This window comes from Pantoea stewartii (assembly GCF_011044475.1).
Lineage (GTDB): Bacteria > Pseudomonadota > Gammaproteobacteria > Enterobacterales > Enterobacteriaceae > Pantoea > Pantoea stewartii.
The window spans coordinates 1,428,854-1,446,456 of record NZ_CP049115.1 but is presented as its reverse complement, the minus strand read 5'-3'; the positions used below and the strand labels follow the sequence as shown (position 1 = coordinate 1,446,456).

Sequence of the window (17,603 nt, the reverse complement as noted above, 5' to 3'; positions counted from 1 at the left end):
GTAAGCTAGAGTGCTCGTCAAATAACAGAAGTGTTGAGGAAGATTGAATGAAACGTGCTGTGATTACTGGCTTAGGGATCGTTTCCAGTATTGGTAATAACCAGCAAGAGGTGCTGGCATCTCTGCGTGAAGGCCGCTCAGGCATCACTTTTTCCCAGGAGATGAAAGATTCCGGCATGCGTAGTCACGTCTGGGGTAACGTTAAACTCGATACCACCGGCCTCATTGATCGCAAAATTGTGCGGTTCATGAGTGATGCGTCCATCTATGCTTACCTGTCAATGGAAGAAGCTATCAAAGATTCTGGCCTGAGCAACGAAGCCTACCAGAACAACCCTCGCGTAGGTTTGATTGCAGGTTCCGGCGGCGGTTCTCCACGTTTTCAGGTTTTTGGCGCGGATGCGATGCGCAGCCCACGCGGCCTGAAAGCCGTTGGCCCTTATGTGGTGACCAAGGCGATGGCATCCGGTGTTTCTGCCTGCCTGGCCACACCGTTTAAAATCCACGGCGTAAACTACTCTATCAGTTCAGCCTGTGCGACCTCTGCACACTGTATTGGTAACGCGGTTGAGCAGATTCAACTGGGCAAGCAGGATATCGTTTTTGCCGGCGGCGGCGAAGAGCTGTGCTGGGAAATGGCCTGTGAGTTCGATGCGATGGGCGCCCTGTCGACCCGTTACAACGACACGCCAGAAAAAGCGTCACGTACCTATGACAACGAGCGCGACGGCTTCGTTATCGCAGGCGGCGGCGGTATGGTCGTGGTGGAAGAGCTGGAACATGCGCTGGCTCGTGGCGCGCACATCTATGCTGAAATCGTGGGCTACGGTGCCACCTCTGATGGTGCTGATATGGTCGCACCGTCAGGTGAAGGCGCTGTACGCTGCATGAAGATGGCGATGCAGGGCGTGGACACGCCAATCGACTATCTGAACAGCCATGGTACCTCTACGCCAGTGGGCGATGTCAAAGAGCTGGGTGCTATTCGTGAAGTGTTTGGCGAAAACACACCGTACATCTCTGCGACCAAAGCCATGACCGGCCACTCCTTAGGAGCGGCGGGTGTGCAGGAAGCGATTTACTCACTGCTGATGCTGGAGCACGGCTTTATCGCCCCAAGCATTAACATCAGCTCGCTGGACGCCGCGGCAGAAGGCATGAACATCGTGACAGAGCCGACGGAAAAAGCCCTTACCACCGTGATGTCTAACAGCTTTGGTTTCGGCGGCACCAACGCCACCCTGACCCTGCGTAAATACCAGGCATAAGTGTGGCGAAGCGTCATGTTGCGCGCAGCATGACGCACACACATCCAAAAGGTCGGCGATTGCCGGCCTTTTTTGTTTCGGTCCATTAGTCACGTTGACGGGATGCGCTGCGTGACAGCAGCCTGACCAGACTGTCACATCCCGCCACAATTTCATCCGGCGTGAGCGCCGCAAAACCTAATAGCCAGCCTTGCCGGTTTGTTTTTTCGCTATACAGCGGGCTGAGCCGGGGTAACAGTAAGCCCGCGTTTGCCGCCTGTACGGTCAAAGCGCCTTCATCCCCCTGTAACAGGTTAACAGCCAGTTGCAGTCCGCCCGGACAGGGAAAGGGGGTGAGCCACGGCGTCAGACGCTGTTCAATCTGTTCCAGTAAGCGATCGCGACGGCTCTGGTAAAGCTGACGCATCAGGCGCAGATGACTGGCGAAGTGCCCCTGCTGCATAAACGCGGCGGTCACCGCCTGGGGAAGCAGGGCGCTGTGACCATCCAGAATGCTGCGTACGCGACCCGAGGGTTCCACCAGCGCCTCGGGCACGACCATCCATGCCAGGCGCAGGGACGGGAACAGGGATTTTGAAAACGTGCCTAAGGTTATCACCCGCTGATCCCTGTCGAGTGCGTGCAGCGCGGGAGCGGGGCGCTCATCATAGTGAAACTCACTGTCATAATCGTCTTCGATGAGCCAGCTACCGTTGCGGCGTGCCCAGTCGAGCCAGGCGAGACGACGTGGCAGACTCAAGGCAACACCTGTCGGATACTGATGGGAGGGCGTCAGGTACATCAGCTTTGCCGCGCCAGGCTGAGGGACGGCGCCCTGGCCATCCACACTTATTCCTCTCACGCGGGCACCCGCAGCCAGAAAGGCGTTGCGTGCGCCCGCATAACCCGGCTCCTCCATCCACACGTTATCGCCAGGGTCGACCAGCATCAGCGCCAGTAGCTGAAGGGCCTGCTGCGAGCTGGTCAGAATCACGACCTGCTCAGGCTGGCAGTGAATGCCGCGCGACAACGCAAGGTAATCAGCCAGCGCGTGGCGCAGTGGCATATAGCCTGACGGATCGCCATAGCTCATCACGCTCTGGCCTTCGCTGTGCTGGATACGTGCGGTTAACCGCCGCCAGACCGCATGAGGAAACGCCCGCAACTCCGGAGAACCCGCTGCAAACGCACAGGGAAACGGCGCGTCCTGGCAGCCGCCTGTCGCCAGGACCTGCTGGCCGCGTCGTGACAACCGGGCCATGCGGCTGGCGCGAATGCGGGGAGCTTTGTCAGGGAGAGTGATGGCAACAAAACTGCCCCGGCCTGTTTCCCGCCGCAGATAACCCTCGCTTTCGAGCTGGGCGTAAGCCGCTTCCACCGTCACGCGTGACAGCGTTAAATCCGTGGCCAGCTGACGTGTAGAGGGCAGTTTCTGTCCGGCCTGAAGGTGCGTGGTTTCTATCCACTGACGCAGCGTGGCGCACAGGCGGTCACGCAGACCGCCCGTGGTCTGATGATGAAACAGTTGCAGAAGCGGTGACGACATAATGGTCTTATCAACAGGTTCAGATGGGTCTTAGTCAGGCATCCACTTTGCCGTACACTGCCATCATCACACAACAGGAGAAATGCCGATGTCATCCGTTTTACGTTTCCCTCCCGCCTCACCGTCGCAAAGCGTGGCGTATCTGCAGGCTAAACTGGCGTATTACACCGATGCCTGGGATCTGGCTGAGGATCTTTCCCGTCAGGTTCAGGGGATTGTGGTCGTGGATGCGCGCCGGGCAGAGGCATATCGCGGCGGTCATATCTGTGGCGCGATCTCTTTCCCACACCGGGAAATGAACGAAGCCAGCACGGCCCGCCTGGATCGTAATAAAGTGTACGTCACCTACTGCGATGGGATTGGCTGCAATGGCTCAACCAAAGCGGCGCATCAGTTAGCCTTGTTGGGCTTTCAGGTGAAAGAGCTGACTGGCGGGCTGGATTTCTGGAAGCGGGATGATCACCCCATGGCATGGGGTGATGAGGCGGGCGAATGGCCGCAGACAACGGCTGCGGCATCCTGTGGTTGCTGACTTACAGCACCAGCCAGAGCAGAAAGGCCAGTACGATCAGCCCGACGACCGCGGCCAGTAAGGGGCGCTCAGCCAGCGGTTTCAGCGCGGGCGGCAGCGAGGCGGAAATCGGTGCCCAGATGGGGTGCGGATTCAACTCACTGTCGGCCAGCACCTGCTCATGGGCTCGCTCTGCGCGCCGTGAAAACAGGAAGTTAAGCAGGTCCTGCGTCTGGGTCGGCGTCAACACCGTCTGCGGGGTAGCCTGGAACCGTTGCTGGCTGTAATCCTCCAGCATCTGCTGCTCACGCTTGTCCAGAGGATGTTTCAGTGAGCTTTCAATCAGCTGCAGCGTTGGCGCGCTGTGCTGGCTCAGCGTCTGACGCACCTGGAGATACTGAGTCAGTAACGGGTAATGGCGTGAAGGAATCGGATCGCCACTGGTCAGGTTCACCAGCTTCAGCGCCGCCGTCCAGATTTTGCCGCTGGATTCGCCGGTGGCGGCCGCCAGGCGGACGATCTGCTGATTCAGCGCCTGGTGTTCGGCGGGCAGCAGAGAGCGATCGCTGGTGCGACTCTGTTGCGGCTGGGGGATTGCCATCTGACCATTTTGCAGCATGGTTAACACCTGACGCAGCTGGTCCTGCGTCAGGGCACTCAGCACCGTCTGACCAAACTGCTGACGGATAAAATCACTGACAGCCTGACGATTGTTTCCTTTCGGCAGCAATTCGGTCAGTTGCGTCATCAGCTGACGTGTGGCATGGCCATTTTGCACCTGCGCCAGGCGGGCGTTGAGAAACTGCTCGGCAGCCGGGAAGTGGCGCGACTGCAGTTCCGCTTCACTCTTCACACCCACTTCATGGCGCAGCCCAGCCCAGAGCTCCGGCGCTTTTAACGTGCTGAGGGACATGATGCGCACAATCAAACGCTCAAGCGTCGTACGCTGGGCAGGCGACAGCGGTTGTTCACCGGCAACGCTGCCCGGACGTGAAGTGTCAGTTTGGGGATTAACAGATGAACGATCGCCGACCGGCACACCGGGGCCGCTGACAGGTTGCATGGCGGATTCCTTGGAAAACAGACTAGCGTGGGGTGCGCCGGAAACAGAATACGCTATGATAACAAAAGCCCCCTGGAAATCCACGGGGCTGATGTGTTTCAAACAAAGATTTACTTACTGATGCGCAGGCGTCGCTTTACGGCGCAGACGTTTCCATACAAACGGAACAATCAATACCGCCACGGCCAGGATCAGCAGCACTTTGGCAATCGGGCTCTCCCACAAAATCGCCATTTCACCATTGCTGATAGACAGCGCACGGCGCAGGTTCTGCTCCAGCATTTCGCCCAACACGAAACCTAAGATCAGCGGTGACATCGGGAAGTCCATTTTTCGCAGGATATAGCCAAAAACACCAAGCCCGACCATCAACAGCAGGTCAAAGGTGGTGCTGTGTACGGCGTAAACGCCAACCGCAGAAATGGCGGCAATGGCCGGTACCAGAAACCACAGCGGAATGGTCAGCATACGCGCGAACACGTTGATCATCGGGATGTTCATAATCAGCAGCATCACGTTGCCAATTAACAGCGCCGCAATGAGCCCCCAGACGATATCCGGCTGTTCGGTAAACATCGCCGGACCGGGCGTGATGTTATATAGCGTCAACGCGCCGACCATCACCGCGGTGGTGCCAGAGCCCGGAATGCCCAGCGTCAGCATCGGAATAAACGATCCGCACGCCGAAGCGTTGTTGGCGGCTTCCGGCGCAGCGACACCACGAATATCGCCCTTACCAAACTGGTCGCTGCCGCTGATTTTTTTCTCTGTCATGTAGGCGATTGCGCTGGCGATGGTGGCACCGGCACCGGGCAAGACACCGACAAAGAAACCAATAAACGATGATCGCAGCGTCGCCCCGGTCGACTGAGCGGCTTCTTTCATGTTGAACATCATGCGGCCACTGGCGCGCACCACCTTTTGTCCCGTATGGGTGGATTCCAGCATCAGCAAAATTTCGCTCACCGAGAACAGGCCAATGACCACCACGACAAACTGAATGCCGTCGGAGAGGTGAACGCTGTCAAAGGTAAAGCGGTAAACGCCGGTGTTGGCATCCACGCCAACGGTCGCCATGCTTAAGCCAATCAGGGCGGACAGAAATGACTTGAGCGGATTCTGGCTCATCATGCTGCCCAGGCAGGCAATGGCAAACACCATCAGCGCAAAATACTCCGCCGGGCCAAACGCCAGCGACCAGCGCGCCAGCAGCGGGGCGAACAGGATGATGCCGATAATCGCAATGGTGGAGCCGACAAACGAACTCACGGCAGAGACAGACAGCGCTACGCCCGCTTTTCCCTGCTGTGCCATGGGGTAGCCATCCAGCGCGGTCATAATCGCGCCAGCGTCGCCCGGCACATTGAGCAGTATCGACGAGATGCGTCCGCCGTATTCACAGCCCAGATACACCGTTGCCAGTAAAATCAGGGCAGACTCCGCAGGCAGGTGCAGCGCAAAGGCCAGCGGCATCAGAATGGCCACGCCGTTGATCGGACCCAGACCGGGCAGCAGGCCAACAATCGTTCCGATAAAGCAGCCAGTTAAGGCAATCAGCAGGTTTTGCGGTGTCATGGCAACGGCAAAACCCTGCATGAGAAAAGACCAGATATCCATTTTTTTCTCCTTAGCTCATCAGGCTGCCAGCCGGCAGGGTGACATCCAGCAGATGGTCAAAGGCGTAAAACAGCGCCCACCCCATAACCGCGCCGGACAGGACGGCGGCCCACCAGCGCGCGCCAAACAGCATGCCGATGCCGAAGGTCAGGAGCGCGGTGGATAGCGGGAACCCCAGACGTTCAAACAGCCAGCCATACACGAACAGCATGACGGCCAGCGCCACCAGACGTTTCATCGTCTGCGGTGCGGGCCACTGGATGGCATCGGGCTTTCTCAGTAGCAGCATGACGGCACACAGCGCCATCAGGGTGAGCAGCGCCAGCGGAAAAGGCCGCGGGCCGACGGGTTCATAACTGTATTCACTCTGGATTTGCCAGGCGACAACTAACCCTGCCAGACATAACATCAGCCACAGCGTGGCAAAAATACGATCGCTCATGATGCGCTCCGGTTACTTAGCCAGACCAAAGGATTTCGCCTGCTCACGGTAAGCGGCCACCTGATTCTTCACGTATTTATCCAGTTCTGCGCCAAAGAGATTGAACTCAAACAGGCCACGCAGTTCGCGCTGTTGCCTGAATTCGGGCGTTTGCACCATTTTTTCGAACGCGTTCTGCCACCACTGGTAATCCGCGTCGCTGACCTTCGGCCCCAGATAGAAGCCACGAATAATGGGCCATTCCACGTTAAACCCTTGCTCTTTCGCAGTCGGAATCGTGGCCAGCTGATCGGGCAGACGCTTGTCGGCCATCACCGCCAGGACGCGCAGTTTACCGCCTTGCAGGTGCGGCACCATTTCGCTGAGATCGCCCGACATCACCTGAATATGATTGCCCAACAACGCGGTGACGACTTCGCCCCCGCCTTCAAAGGCGACATAGCGCATTTTACGCGGATCGATACCGGCTTCTTTCGCCACCAGCGCGGTTTTCATCCAGTCCTGACTGCCGATGGAGGCACCCGCACCGACCACCACCTTGGTCGGATCTGCCTTCATGGCCGCCATTAATTCGCCCAGATTTTTCCACGGCGCGTCTTCCCGCACGGCGATCATGCCGTAATCTGTGCCGATGGCCGCTAACCACTTCACATCATCGACCGAGTAACGACCAAATTTTCCCTGCGACAGATTCAGCAGTGAGCCGCCCGAAAAGGCGACCACAGTGCCTGCTTCAGCCGGGCGCTGAGCCACAATAGCGTTATAGGCCACAGCACCCACGCCGCCAGGCATGTAGGTAATGCGCATCGGTTTTTCGATCTGTTTGGTTTCCATGAGTGAAACCTGAATCAGCTTACAGGTCAGGTCGAAACCGCCACCCGGTTTGGCGGGGGCAATGCATTCGGTCCTGTCGGGGGCAGCGGCATTACCTGGCGACGGCAACATGAGAGCCAACAGGGCAGAGGCGAGGGCGGTGTGGATTATTTTTTTCATCGTGCGCTCCATCTTTCTTTCAGAGTGTGATTACTACCGACAATTCGGCGTTATTGAATTGTTAAATCGGTAACCTTTCATTTACCTTTCAGCCATCAGGTTTAGTGAAAGGATGTGATATGCGTCTCTTACTGGTGGAAGACACGGCCGAGCTGGCGCGATGGTTACAGAAGGCGTTAACGCAAAAAGGGTTTGCTGTGGACTGGGTCGCGGACGGCGTTTCGGCGGATCACAGCCTGCAAAGTGAAGATTATGCGCTGGTTGTGCTGGATGTTTCCCTGCCGCGTCTGGACGGCATTGAGGTGTTAACCCGGTTACGTCGGCGTGGACAAAATGTTCCGGTGTTGCTGCTGACCGCACGCACGACGCTGGACGACCGCGTGCGCGGCCTGAATACCGGCGCGGATGACTATCTGACCAAACCCTTCGAACTGGATGAGCTGGATGCGCGCCTGCGTGCGTTGCTGCGTCGTGCGCAGGGACACTCGGCCCGGCACCAGACCCTGGGCCAGTTGGTGCTGAACGGTGAAGGCTACTTTTTGCTGGCAGAGAAACCGCTGGCGCTGACACCGCGTGAATCCAGCGTACTGACCACGCTGATGCAGCGTCGGGGCCGCCCGGTCTCGCGGCAGCATTTGTATGAACAAACCTTCACCCTGGCGGATGACGCCAGCCCGGAAAGCATCGAGCTGTATGTACACCGGGTACGCAAAAAGCTGGCGGGCAGTAACGTGGGCATTGTGACGCTGCGCGGACTGGGCTACAGCCTGGAAACCCTGGCATGCGACTGATCACCTCGCTACGGGGCGAGTTACTGGCCTGGCTGGGGCTGCCGCTTTCCCTGCTGTGGGTGCTTTCTGTTTACACGCACTATCAGAGCGGACTGGCGGCGGCGAATCAGGCCTACGATCGCTCTCTGCTGGCCTCTGCGCGCACAGTCGCTGAACGGCTGGTGGTGCGTAACCAACACCTGGAGGTCGACGTGCCCTGGGTGGTGCTCGACAGCTTTGAGCGCAACATGAATGATCGCCTGTTTTATCAGGTGATTTCGCCGCAGGGGAAAACGCTGTCCGGCTATGACGGGCTTCCCCCGATCCCCGTCACCAGCGCGATGTCAGAGACCTATCCCGCGCTGGTCCATTTCTATGACGGCTATTATCAAAAGCAGCGCATCCGGGTGGCGGCCTTGTGGCAGCCCGTCAGCGAGACGGGCGCGGAAGGTATGGCGCTGGTGCTGGTCGCGGAAACCATCCATTCCCGTGAGGCTTTCGCGAAAGGGCTGATGCGCACGGCTTTGCTCAGCCAGAGCGCGCTGGTGTTAATTGCCGTGTTGCTGGCAAGCCTGATGCTACGCCGGGTGTTGCGGCCTTTACGCCGTCTGTCCCGCATTGTGCTGCGTCGCGATGGTGCTGAACTGACGCCGCTGCCGTCCCTGCCGTGGTCGGAGCTACAGCCGCTTATCGTGGCATTTAACCGCTATCTGGAACGGCTGCGGGGATTGCTGGCGCGTCAGGATCGGTTCAGCGCCGACGCCGCTCATCAGCTTCGCACGCCGCTCACTATTCTGAAAACCCAGATCGGCACGGCGCTGGACAGCCATCAGCCTGAACAGTGGCGGGAAAGCCTGCAGAGCATGCGCTACACGCTGGATGACACCATCCTGCTTACCGACCGGCTGCTGCAACTGGCGCGTATCAAAGCCCGACACGGCGAAGATAAACCCATGGTGAAAGTGGATCTGGCGACGGTGGTGCGCGAGGCGTGCCTGAGCCGCTATGCGGCTGCGCGTGCGAAACAGATTGACCTGGGTTACGAAGGTGATGCGCACGGCGACGTCAAAGGCGATGCGCTGCTGCTGGGCGAGCTGTGCGCCAACCTGCTGGATAACGCTATTACCTATACGCCGGTGCAGGGTACGGTGACGGCGCGCCTGGAGAGCGGCAGATTATACATTGAGGATTCAGGGCCGGGCATTCGCCCGGAAGAGCAGCAAAGCGCTTTACGGCCATTTATCCGGCTGGATAACGCCGCGATGCAGACGGGAGCAGGTATCGGGCTGGCGCTGGTGCACGATATTTGCGCCTGGCATGGCGCAACCGTCACGCTGGATAGCAGCCCGTCACTCGGTGGGCTGCGTGTCACTATCCGGTTTAATGCGGATCGGCCTTAAGCGATTCCCGTCGCGTTAACGGCCTGCGCAGACGCTGTGCCAGCAGAACGCCTGCCAGCGTCAGACCGCCGCCAATCCAGTGATAGCTGTGCAGATGTTCATGCAAAAACAGCACCGCAATCAGGGCGGTAAAGAGCGGTGTCAGATTCATAAAAATACTGGTGATGCTGGCCCCCAACTTTTGTACGCCATGAATCCACAGCCACGGGGCCAGAATGGAGGCGAACAGGCCGGCAAAGGCCACCAGGGGAAGATTCCGTGGCGTGAGCGAGACATCCGGTGTCATCAGAAAACCGGGCAGCAACAGCATCACGCCAGCGGCAATTTGCACATACAGACTCTGCCAGACGGGTAGGGGAATCGACCAGCGTTTTGTCATCACGCCGTAAAGCGCATAGCAGGCTGAGGCCGCCAGCATCAGGGCTTCGCCCGTACCGATGCCGTGATGCAGCAGCTGGTCAGGCTTGCCTTCACTGACCAGCCAGATTAAGCCACAGAAGGAGATCAGACTGCCGGCCAGAATCCCCACGGTCGGGGCAATCCGCAGAATAAGGACACTGAGCAGCACGGTGAGTAGCGGGATCAGCGCGGCGATAATGCCCATAAACAGGGCACTCACGCTATGGGCGGCGTAATAGGCCAGACTCTGATACAGCGCCATGCCCAGCAGGCCCAGAATCATCAGTCGTCCCAGATGCGGCCGGATCGTCTGCCATTGCCGCAGCACGCCCGGCAGGACAAAAGGCGTCAGCACCAGCAACGCCAGCAGCCAGCGATAGAACGAAATTGCGGCAGGCTCAATGGCACCTGCCGATAATTTATTCACGATAGCGTTAACCGACCAAATCAACACCGCAAACAGCGGAAATAAAAAGACCATAACAAGGCTCCCGTCTCAGACCCGCGGCAGTGTACGCCTGTGATGCCCCTTTCTGCCAGCCTTACCCGCCCCTGCACTGCGTGGTTAGGCGAATGTCAGGCTTTTGTGCCAGAATAGCGGCCTTCAATACACAGACAGGAAAGCCGTGGTGAAAATTCTCGTCGATGAAAATATGCCGTATGCCCGTGAACTCTTTAGTCGTACGGGCGATGTGGTCGCCGTACCTGGCCGACCGCTTCCTGAAGCCGAACTGGCGGATGCCGATGGTCTGATGGTGCGTTCCGTCACCCAGGTCAACGCCGCGTTGTTGCAGGACAAACCCGTTAAGTTTGTCGGCACTGCCACGGCGGGCACGGATCATATTGACGAAGCGTGGCTGCAGCAGGCGGGCATCGCCTTCTCTGCGGCCCCCGGCTGTAACGCGATTGCGGTGGTTGAATACGTGTTTTCTGCCTTGCTGCTGCTGGCAGAGCGGGACGGTTTCCAGTTGCGCGATCGTACTGTTGGCATCGTGGGCGTGGGAAATGTGGGCGGACGCCTGCAGAAGCGGCTGGAAGCCTGGGGCGTGAAAACCCTGTTATGCGATCCCCCGCGCGCCGATCGGGGTGACGACGGCGAGTTTCTCTCACTTGATGCGCTGGTGCAACAGGCCGATATTCTGACCTTTCACACGCCGCTGTTTAAATCCGGCCCCTATAAAAGCTGGCATCTGGCCGATGCCGCGCTGCTGATGGCCCTGAAACCGAAGACGATTTTGATTAACGCCTGCCGTGGCCCGGTGGTCGACAATGCCGCACTGCTTGAGGTGCTGAACCTGCGTCACGATCTGAGCGTGGTGCTGGACGTCTGGGAACCGGAGCCGGATCTCTCCCTCGCGTTGCTGGATCGGGTTGATATCGCCACGGCGCACATTGCCGGTTACACCCTTGAGGGCAAGGCGCGCGGCACCACCCAGGTGTTCGAAGCCTGGTGCGACTTTATTGGTCAGCCGCAGCAGGTGCCCCTGAGCAGTCTGTTACCTACGCCAGAGTTCAGCCAGATCAGCCTGAATGGGCCGCTCGATCAGTCAACGCTGAAACGTCTTGTGCATCTGGTGTATGATGTGCGCCGCGATGATGCGCCCCTGCGAAAAGTGGCGGCAAAACCGGGTGAATTTGACCGCCTGCGCAAGCAGTATGAAGAGCGTCGCGAGTGGTCATCATTGCAGGTGAACTGCGATGAGGCCGCGACCGCAGAAATGCTCACTCAGTTGGGCTTTAACGCCGTATTATCCTCCACCTGATTGTCAGCCTGCGTAAAACGCGGGTACAGGTGCAGGGATAAATCTGAATCCCTGGGCGGTGACATCACCGCCTTCTGTTTTTATGTCATTGTCTGAGGTAAACCAACATGTCTGACGGCTGGAATATTGCGCTTCTTGGCGCAACAGGCGCAGTAGGGAACGCTGTACTGGAACTGCTGGCTCAACGCCAGTTCCCGGTTGGTGAATTGTATTTGCTGGCAAGCGATAACAGCGCCGGTGAAAGTAAACGTTTTGAAGGCCGCTCTTTGCGGGTTGAAAACGCCGCGGAGTTTGACTGGTCACAGGCGCAGCTGGCCTTCTTTGTTGCCGGTCGTGACGCCTCGGCCCGTTATGCGGAAGAGGCGGCGAGTGCGGGTTGCCTGGTTATCGACAGCAGTGAGCTGTTTGCCCTGTCGCCGGATGTGCCGCTGGTGGTGCCGGATGTGAATCCGCAGGTGCTGGCCGATTACCGTAATCGCAATATCATCAGCGTGGCCGATAATCTGGTGAGCCAGCTGCTGACGGCTATCAAACCGCTGGTCGATGCCGCCGGTTTAGGCCGTTTGCAGGTCACCAATCTGATCTCCGTCTCCACGCACGGCAAAGTGGCTGTGGATGCGCTGGCCGGGGAGAGCGCCCGCCTGCTGAACGGCGTACCGGCGGATGACCACCATTTTGGTCGTCAGCTGGCTTTTAACCTGCTGCCACAACAGGCCGATGCAGAGGGCAGCGTGGAGAGCGAGCGTCGCCTGGTTGATCAGGTGCGTAAAGTGTTGCAGGACGACGGTTTGCCCGTGGCGGTCAGCAGCGTTCAGGCACCGGTGTTTTATGGCAATGCCCAGATCGTCCACATTGAAAATCTGCGCCCGCTGTCAGCAGACGAAGCCAGAGCAGAGCTGGCCCTGGCCGCCGATATTCGCCTGAGCGACGAAGAGGACGTTCCCACGCCGGTAACGGATGCCTCAGGTAGCGATGCGCTGAGTATCGGCAGTGTACGTAATGACTACGGTATTCCGGAGCTGTTGCAGTTCTGGTCCGTGGCGGACAACGTTCGTTTCGGTGGCGCGCTGATGGCGGTGAAAACCGCAGAGAAGCTGGTGCAGGAGTATATGTACTGATGTCGGAAGGTCAGACAAGAAAGCTGGCACTGGGCATTGAGTACGACGGCAGCCGATACTACGGCTGGCAACGGCAGCAGGAAGTGCGCAGCGTGCAGGAAAAGCTGGAGCGGGCGCTGTCGAAGGTCGCGGACCATCCGGTGAGCGTATTTTGCGCCGGGCGTACCGATGCTGGCGTGCACGGCACCGGACAGGTGGTGCATTTTGAGACCGTGGCGCAGCGAGCGGATGCCGCCTGGACATTGGGTGTCAATGCCAATCTGCCGGACGATATCGCTGTACGTTGGGTGAAAGCCGTGCCGGACGAGTTTCATGCACGTTTCAGCGCCACAGCCCGGCGTTACCGTTACCTGATTTACAACCAGCGCTTACGTCCGGCTATCCTGGGCAAGGGCGTGACGCACTTTTACTATCCGCTGGATGTGGAAAAGATGCAGCGCGCCGGGCAGAGCCTGCTGGGCGAGAACGATTTCACCTCGTTTCGCGCCGTACAGTGCCAGTCGCGTACGCCATGGCGCAACGTGATGCACCTGAACGTCAGTCGTCACGGGCCCTATGTCATTGTGGACATTAAAGCCAACGCTTTTGTGCACCATATGGTGCGCAACATTGTCGGTAGTCTGATGGAAATTGGCTGTGGTAATCAGCCAGAATCCTGGATGGCAGAACTGCTGGCCGCCAAAGATCGCACGCTGGCGGCGGCCACGGCAAAAGCCGAAGGGCTTTACCTGGTGGCGGTGGATTATCCCGCGCACTTTGCTTTACCTCAGCCGCCGATGGGGCCGTTGTTCCTCGCGGATTAATCAACCTTAGCTAAAGGGATCGTTATGGAGTTCATCCATTTTGTGGTCGATTTTATTTTGCACATTGATGTGCATCTGGCCGAATTAGTCGCGCAGTATGGCATCTGGATTTACGCCATTTTGTTCCTGATTCTATTCTGCGAAACCGGCTTAGTGGTCACGCCGTTTTTGCCAGGCGACTCGCTGCTGTTTGTCGCGGGGGCACTGGCGGCATTGCCCGGTAACGATCTGAACGTCCACCTGATGGTCGCGCTGCTGGTTATCGCGGCGATCCTGGGTGATGCGGTGAACTACACCATCGGTAAACTGTTCGGTGAACGCCTGTTCAGCAACCCGAACTCGAAAATTTTCCGCCGCAGCTATCTGGATAAAACCCATGCGTTTTATGCCCGTCATGGTGGAAAAACCATTATTCTTGCCCGTTTCGTGCCGATTGTGCGTACCTTTGCCCCTTTTGTCGCCGGCATGGGCCACATGTCCTATCGGCATTTTGCCCTGTTTAACGTTACCGGTGCGCTGGTATGGGTGCTGCTGTTTTCGTATGCAGGCTATCTGTTTGGCGATTTGCCAGTGGTGCAGGAAAATCTTAAGCTGCTCATCCTGGGCATTATCGTGGTATCGGTTCTGCCGGGCATTATCGAAATCTGGCGTCATCGCCGCCAGGCTAAGCAGTAAAATTAACTCTGAGCAGGCTTACCGCTCAGGGGTAAGACCAGATTTTTATCCACAGTCTTAACTGGTTGTGGTTTAATGAGCGACATTTACCGTCTGCTGAAGCGGTTTTCAGCAGCATCAAGACGACTGGACCAGGTCAGTTTTTAACAGAAAGGTCATCAATGAGCTGGATTGAACGCATTCTTAATAAAAGCAATATTACGCCTGCACGTCGTGCCAACATTCCGGAAGGAGTGTGGACGAAATGCGACAGCTGTGGCCAGGTACTTTACCGTGCCGAGCTGGAGCGTAATCTTGAGGTCTGCCCGAAGTGCGACCACCACATGCGCATGCACGCCCGTGAGCGTCTGGCGAGCCTGCTCGATCAGGGCACGCTGGTTGAACTGGGCAGCGAGCTGGAACCCAAAGATCTGCTGAAGTTCAGGGATTCCAAAAAGTACAAAGATCGTCTGGTTGCGGCACAAAAAGCGACAGATGAAAAAGATGCGCTGATCGTCATGAAAGGCCAACTGCACGGTATGCCGGTTGTCGCGGCGGCCTTTGAGTTCGCGTTTATGGGCGGTTCAATGGGCTCTGTTGTCGGGGCGCGTTTTGTTCGCGCGGTCGAGCAGGCGCTGGAAGACAACTGTCCGCTTATCTGCTTCTCCGCCAGCGGCGGTGCCCGTATGCAGGAAGCGTTAATGTCACTGATGCAGATGGCGAAAACTTCTGCGGCGCTGGCGAAAATGCAGGAACGCGGTCTGCCGTATATTTCGGTGCTGACTGACCCAACCATGGGCGGTGTTTCCGCCAGCTTCGCGATGCTGGGCGATCTGAACGTGGCCGAACCGAAAGCGCTGATTGGCTTTGCGGGTCCACGCGTTATTGAGCAGACCGTGCGTGAAAAACTGCCGCCGGGCTTCCAGCGAAGTGAATTTCTGATTGAAAAAGGCGCGATTGACATGATCATTCGTCGTCCGGAAATGCGCTTTAAACTGGCAAGTCTGCTGGCAAAAATGATGAACCTGCCGGCACCGTTGCACGATGGTGAAGAGTTCGCACCTGCGACGTCCCACCCGGAGAGTAACGAGGCCTGACAGGAGACAGAAGGCGCGCCGGTCGCGCCTTCCACCCATGCACCCTATACCTTGTTGCTTTCACCAGGTATAAATTTGCAAAACGGGACATATGGACAATCTTCACCTCCCTCAAGCCACGTCGCCTTTGGCCACGTGGCTTTATTATCTTGAGCACCTCCACACTCAGGCAATTGAACTGGGCCTGGACCGTATTCGCCAGGTGGCGCAACGTCTGGACCTGCTGAAGCCTGCCCCTTTTGTTTTCACCGTTGCCGGTACCAATGGTAAAGGCACTACCTGTCGGACGCTTGAAACCCTGTTGATGGCCGCGGGCTATCGCGTGGGCGTTTACAGCTCGCCGCATCTGGTGCGTTATACGGAGCGTGTCCGGGTGCAGGGACAGGAGCTGAGTGAAGCGCAACACAGCGCCAGTTTCGCTGATATTGAAGCGGGACGCGGTACTATCTCCCTGACCTATTTTGAATTCGGCACGCTGTCGGCGCTTAACCTGTTTCAGCAGGCGAAGCTTGACGTGGTCATTCTGGAAGTCGGGCTGGGTGGGCGGCTGGACGCAACGAATATTGTGGATGCCGATGTCGCGGTAGTGACCAGTATTGCGCTGGACCATACCGACTGGCTTGGCCCGGATCGCGACAGCATTGGTCGGGAAAAAGCGGGCGTATTCCGTCAGGGTAAACCTGCGGTGGTGGGTGAGCCTGCTATGCCGGTGACGATTGCCGATGTCGCCAGGGAAAAGGGCGCTCAGCTCATTCAGCTTGGCCGTGACTGGCACTATCATGCGCAGGCAGAAAGCTGGTCTCTGCGCGATGCGCACGGTGAACTGAGCGATCTACCGCTGCCGCAGGTGCCCCTGCCGAATGCGGCAACGGCGCTAGTGGCGCTGCGTGCCTCGGGGCTCAACGTCAGCGACGCACATATCCGTGCCAGCCTGCCGCTGGCGGTGTTACCCGGGCGCTTTCAGACCGTCAGTGAGTCGCCTCGCGTGATTCTGGATGTAGCGCATAACCCGCATGCAGCAGGCTACCTGGCATCGCGCCTGGCTGCCTTGCCGACGCGGGGGCACGTTCACGCCGTGGTCGGGATGCTGCATGATAAAGATATCGCCGGGACGCTGTCCGCGCTGGCTCCGCAGGTCGACTTCTGGTACTGCGCGCCGCTGTCCGGCCCGCGCGGTGCCAGTGCAGAACAACTCATGGCACACGTAACGTCTGCCCGGGCATTCGCAGATGTCGAACAGGCCTGGCAACAGGCGCGGCAGCAGGCTGAACCGCAGGACATCATCCTGGTATGCGGCTCTTTCCTGACCGTCGCGCAGGTGATGGAATCGATTGAAACGGAGAGAGGACGTGGCGAGTAAGTTTCAAAACCGTTTAGTCGGTACCGTTATTCTGGTGGCCATCGGCGTGATTGTGTTGCCGGGGCTGCTGGATGGTAAGAAAAAACACTATAAAGAAGAGTTTGCGGCGATTCCACTGGTCCCGAAACCGGACGACCAGCAGGACAGCGAAATGGTGCCGCCGGTCACCCAGTCGCTGCCAGCCCATCCGCCTGCCGGCGCGGGCAGTGCGGTAAGTCATCCTGACGGGGGCAACTCACAGGCGCAAGAGGGCAGCACGCAGCCCGAGCAAAACAGTGCGCCGAGTGTCGTATCACCGCCGCCTGTACATTCGACGACAGCGAAAGAAAAACCAGCTGAGACGACAAAACCGAAACATACCGAGCAGGCTAAACCGAAGCCGGTAGAACAGACGCAGAGCAAACCGGTCGAGAAAACCAAACCGGTTGAGCAAGCGAAGCCCGTTGAAAAAACCAGGCCGGCCGAGCAGGCAGCGCGCACCGAGGAAGCGGCCCCGGCAGAGCAACCGAAAGAGACGCAACCCTCGGGACAGGCGTATGTTGTCCAGTTGGGCGCATTGAAGAACGCCAGCAAGGTCAACGAGATTGTCGCGAAGCTGCGCCTGTCGGGTTACCGGGCCTATACGGTGCCGTCAACGCCGGTGCAGGGACAAATCACCCGCATTTATGTGGGACCGGATGCGTCTAAAGCGAAAATGCAGGCGGCAGTGGGCGAGCTGAAAAACGTCTCGGGTCTAAGCGGCGTCGTTAAGCCCTACAGCGCGCGTTAAATCCGTGATTGGCGCTGCCGATAAGAATAACAGGCAGCGGCAATCAGCCCT

Annotated in this window: 17 protein-coding genes; 11 read left to right on the top strand and 6 right to left on the bottom strand. The window is 58.2% G+C overall.

The genetic code is table 11. The features are described 5' to 3' along the window. Window positions 1-47: 47 nt before the first annotated feature. Window positions 48-1,268 (top strand): beta-ketoacyl-ACP synthase I, encoded by a 1,221-nt coding sequence (gene fabB / locus G5574_RS06770; protein ID WP_033740697.1) that lies wholly within the window; start codon window positions 48-50, stop codon window positions 1,266-1,268. An 85-nt stretch (window positions 1,269-1,353) separates the two neighbouring features. Here the strand turns inward: fabB and pdxR are convergent, their stop codons facing one another. Beyond that, window positions 1,354-2,793, bottom strand: coding sequence for a MocR-like pyridoxine biosynthesis transcription factor PdxR (gene pdxR, locus G5574_RS06765; RefSeq protein ID WP_164482329.1), 1,440 nt, complete (start codon window positions 2,791-2,793; stop codon window positions 1,354-1,356). 88 nt (window positions 2,794-2,881) lie between these two features. Here pdxR and G5574_RS06760 point away from each other — a divergent pair, with 88 nt between their 5' ends. Further along, complete coding sequence (locus tag G5574_RS06760; RefSeq protein WP_039339720.1) at window positions 2,882-3,325, top strand: rhodanese-like domain-containing protein; 444 nt, start codon at window positions 2,882-2,884, stop codon at window positions 3,323-3,325. Window position 3,326: 1 nt separating this feature from the next. Here G5574_RS06760 and flk read toward each other — a convergent pair whose 3' ends face one another. The 4 genes from flk to G5574_RS06740 form a co-directional block, all read right to left on the bottom strand. Next, the gene (gene flk / locus G5574_RS06755) at window positions 3,327-4,367 is read right to left on the bottom strand and encodes a flagella biosynthesis regulator Flk (RefSeq protein ID WP_039339718.1); all 1,041 of its coding nucleotides are present in this window, start codon (window positions 4,365-4,367) and stop codon (window positions 3,327-3,329) included. 114 nt (window positions 4,368-4,481) lie between these two features. Then, the gene (locus G5574_RS06750) at window positions 4,482-5,984 is read right to left on the bottom strand and encodes a tripartite tricarboxylate transporter permease (RefSeq protein WP_033740688.1); all 1,503 of its coding nucleotides are present in this window, start codon (window positions 5,982-5,984) and stop codon (window positions 4,482-4,484) included. A 10-nt stretch (window positions 5,985-5,994) separates the two neighbouring features. Then, window positions 5,995-6,426 carry a tripartite tricarboxylate transporter TctB family protein gene (locus tag G5574_RS06745; protein ID WP_039339717.1) on the bottom strand — a complete coding sequence of 144 codons (432 nt, stop codon included), beginning with the start codon at window positions 6,424-6,426 and terminating at the stop codon, window positions 5,995-5,997. A 12-nt stretch (window positions 6,427-6,438) separates the two neighbouring features. Beyond that, window positions 6,439-7,419, bottom strand: coding sequence for a Bug family tripartite tricarboxylate transporter substrate binding protein (locus G5574_RS06740; RefSeq protein ID WP_039339716.1), 981 nt, complete (start codon window positions 7,417-7,419; stop codon window positions 6,439-6,441). 119 nt (window positions 7,420-7,538) lie between these two features. On the opposite strand from G5574_RS06740, the gene tctD reads away from it, so the two are divergent. Then, complete coding sequence (gene tctD / locus G5574_RS06735; RefSeq protein ID WP_033740685.1) at window positions 7,539-8,210, top strand: transcriptional regulator TctD; 672 nt, start codon at window positions 7,539-7,541, stop codon at window positions 8,208-8,210. Beyond that, window positions 8,201-9,589: a sensor histidine kinase gene (locus G5574_RS06730; RefSeq protein ID WP_033740683.1), complete on the top strand. Its 1,389-nt coding sequence runs from the start codon at window positions 8,201-8,203 to the stop codon at window positions 9,587-9,589. Before tctD ends, G5574_RS06730 begins: the two co-directional genes overlap by 10 nt. Here G5574_RS06730 and G5574_RS06725 read toward each other — a convergent pair. After that, window positions 9,570-10,469: a DMT family transporter gene (locus tag G5574_RS06725; protein ID WP_039339713.1), complete on the bottom strand. Its 900-nt coding sequence runs from the start codon at window positions 10,467-10,469 to the stop codon at window positions 9,570-9,572. The genes G5574_RS06730 and G5574_RS06725 overlap by 20 nt on opposite strands. 148 nt (window positions 10,470-10,617) lie before the next feature. Here G5574_RS06725 and pdxB point away from each other — a divergent pair, with 148 nt between their 5' ends. The 7 genes from pdxB (at window position 10,618) to dedD (ending at window position 17,552) form a co-directional block, all read left to right on the top strand. Next, window positions 10,618-11,751 (top strand): 4-phosphoerythronate dehydrogenase PdxB, encoded by a 1,134-nt coding sequence (gene pdxB / locus G5574_RS06720; protein WP_164482328.1) that lies wholly within the window; start codon window positions 10,618-10,620, stop codon window positions 11,749-11,751. A gap of 107 nt (window positions 11,752-11,858) precedes the next feature. Next, window positions 11,859-12,869: an aspartate-semialdehyde dehydrogenase gene (locus G5574_RS06715; protein ID WP_039339710.1), complete on the top strand. Its 1,011-nt coding sequence runs from the start codon at window positions 11,859-11,861 to the stop codon at window positions 12,867-12,869. Beyond that, the gene (gene truA / locus G5574_RS06710; protein ID WP_006120062.1) at window positions 12,869-13,672 is read left to right on the top strand and encodes a tRNA pseudouridine(38-40) synthase TruA; all 804 of its coding nucleotides are present in this window, start codon (window positions 12,869-12,871) and stop codon (window positions 13,670-13,672) included. The genes G5574_RS06715 and truA overlap by 1 nt, the downstream gene beginning before the upstream one ends. A 24-nt stretch (window positions 13,673-13,696) precedes the next feature. After that, window positions 13,697-14,347, top strand: coding sequence for a DedA family protein (locus G5574_RS06705; RefSeq protein ID WP_164482327.1), 651 nt, complete (start codon window positions 13,697-13,699; stop codon window positions 14,345-14,347). Window positions 14,348-14,508: 161 nt separating this feature from the next. After that, the gene (accD, locus tag G5574_RS06700; RefSeq protein WP_033740674.1) at window positions 14,509-15,423 is read left to right on the top strand and encodes an acetyl-CoA carboxylase, carboxyltransferase subunit beta; all 915 of its coding nucleotides are present in this window, start codon (window positions 14,509-14,511) and stop codon (window positions 15,421-15,423) included. A 91-nt stretch (window positions 15,424-15,514) separates the two neighbouring features. Further along, window positions 15,515-16,783, top strand: a complete 1,269-nt coding sequence (gene folC / locus G5574_RS06695) for a bifunctional tetrahydrofolate synthase/dihydrofolate synthase (RefSeq protein WP_039339708.1) — start codon at window positions 15,515-15,517, stop codon at window positions 16,781-16,783. Further along, window positions 16,773-17,552 (top strand): cell division protein DedD, encoded by a 780-nt coding sequence (gene dedD, locus G5574_RS06690; RefSeq protein WP_033740672.1) that lies wholly within the window; start codon window positions 16,773-16,775, stop codon window positions 17,550-17,552. The genes folC and dedD overlap by 11 nt, the downstream gene beginning before the upstream one ends. Window positions 17,553-17,603: the final 51 nt, after the last annotated feature.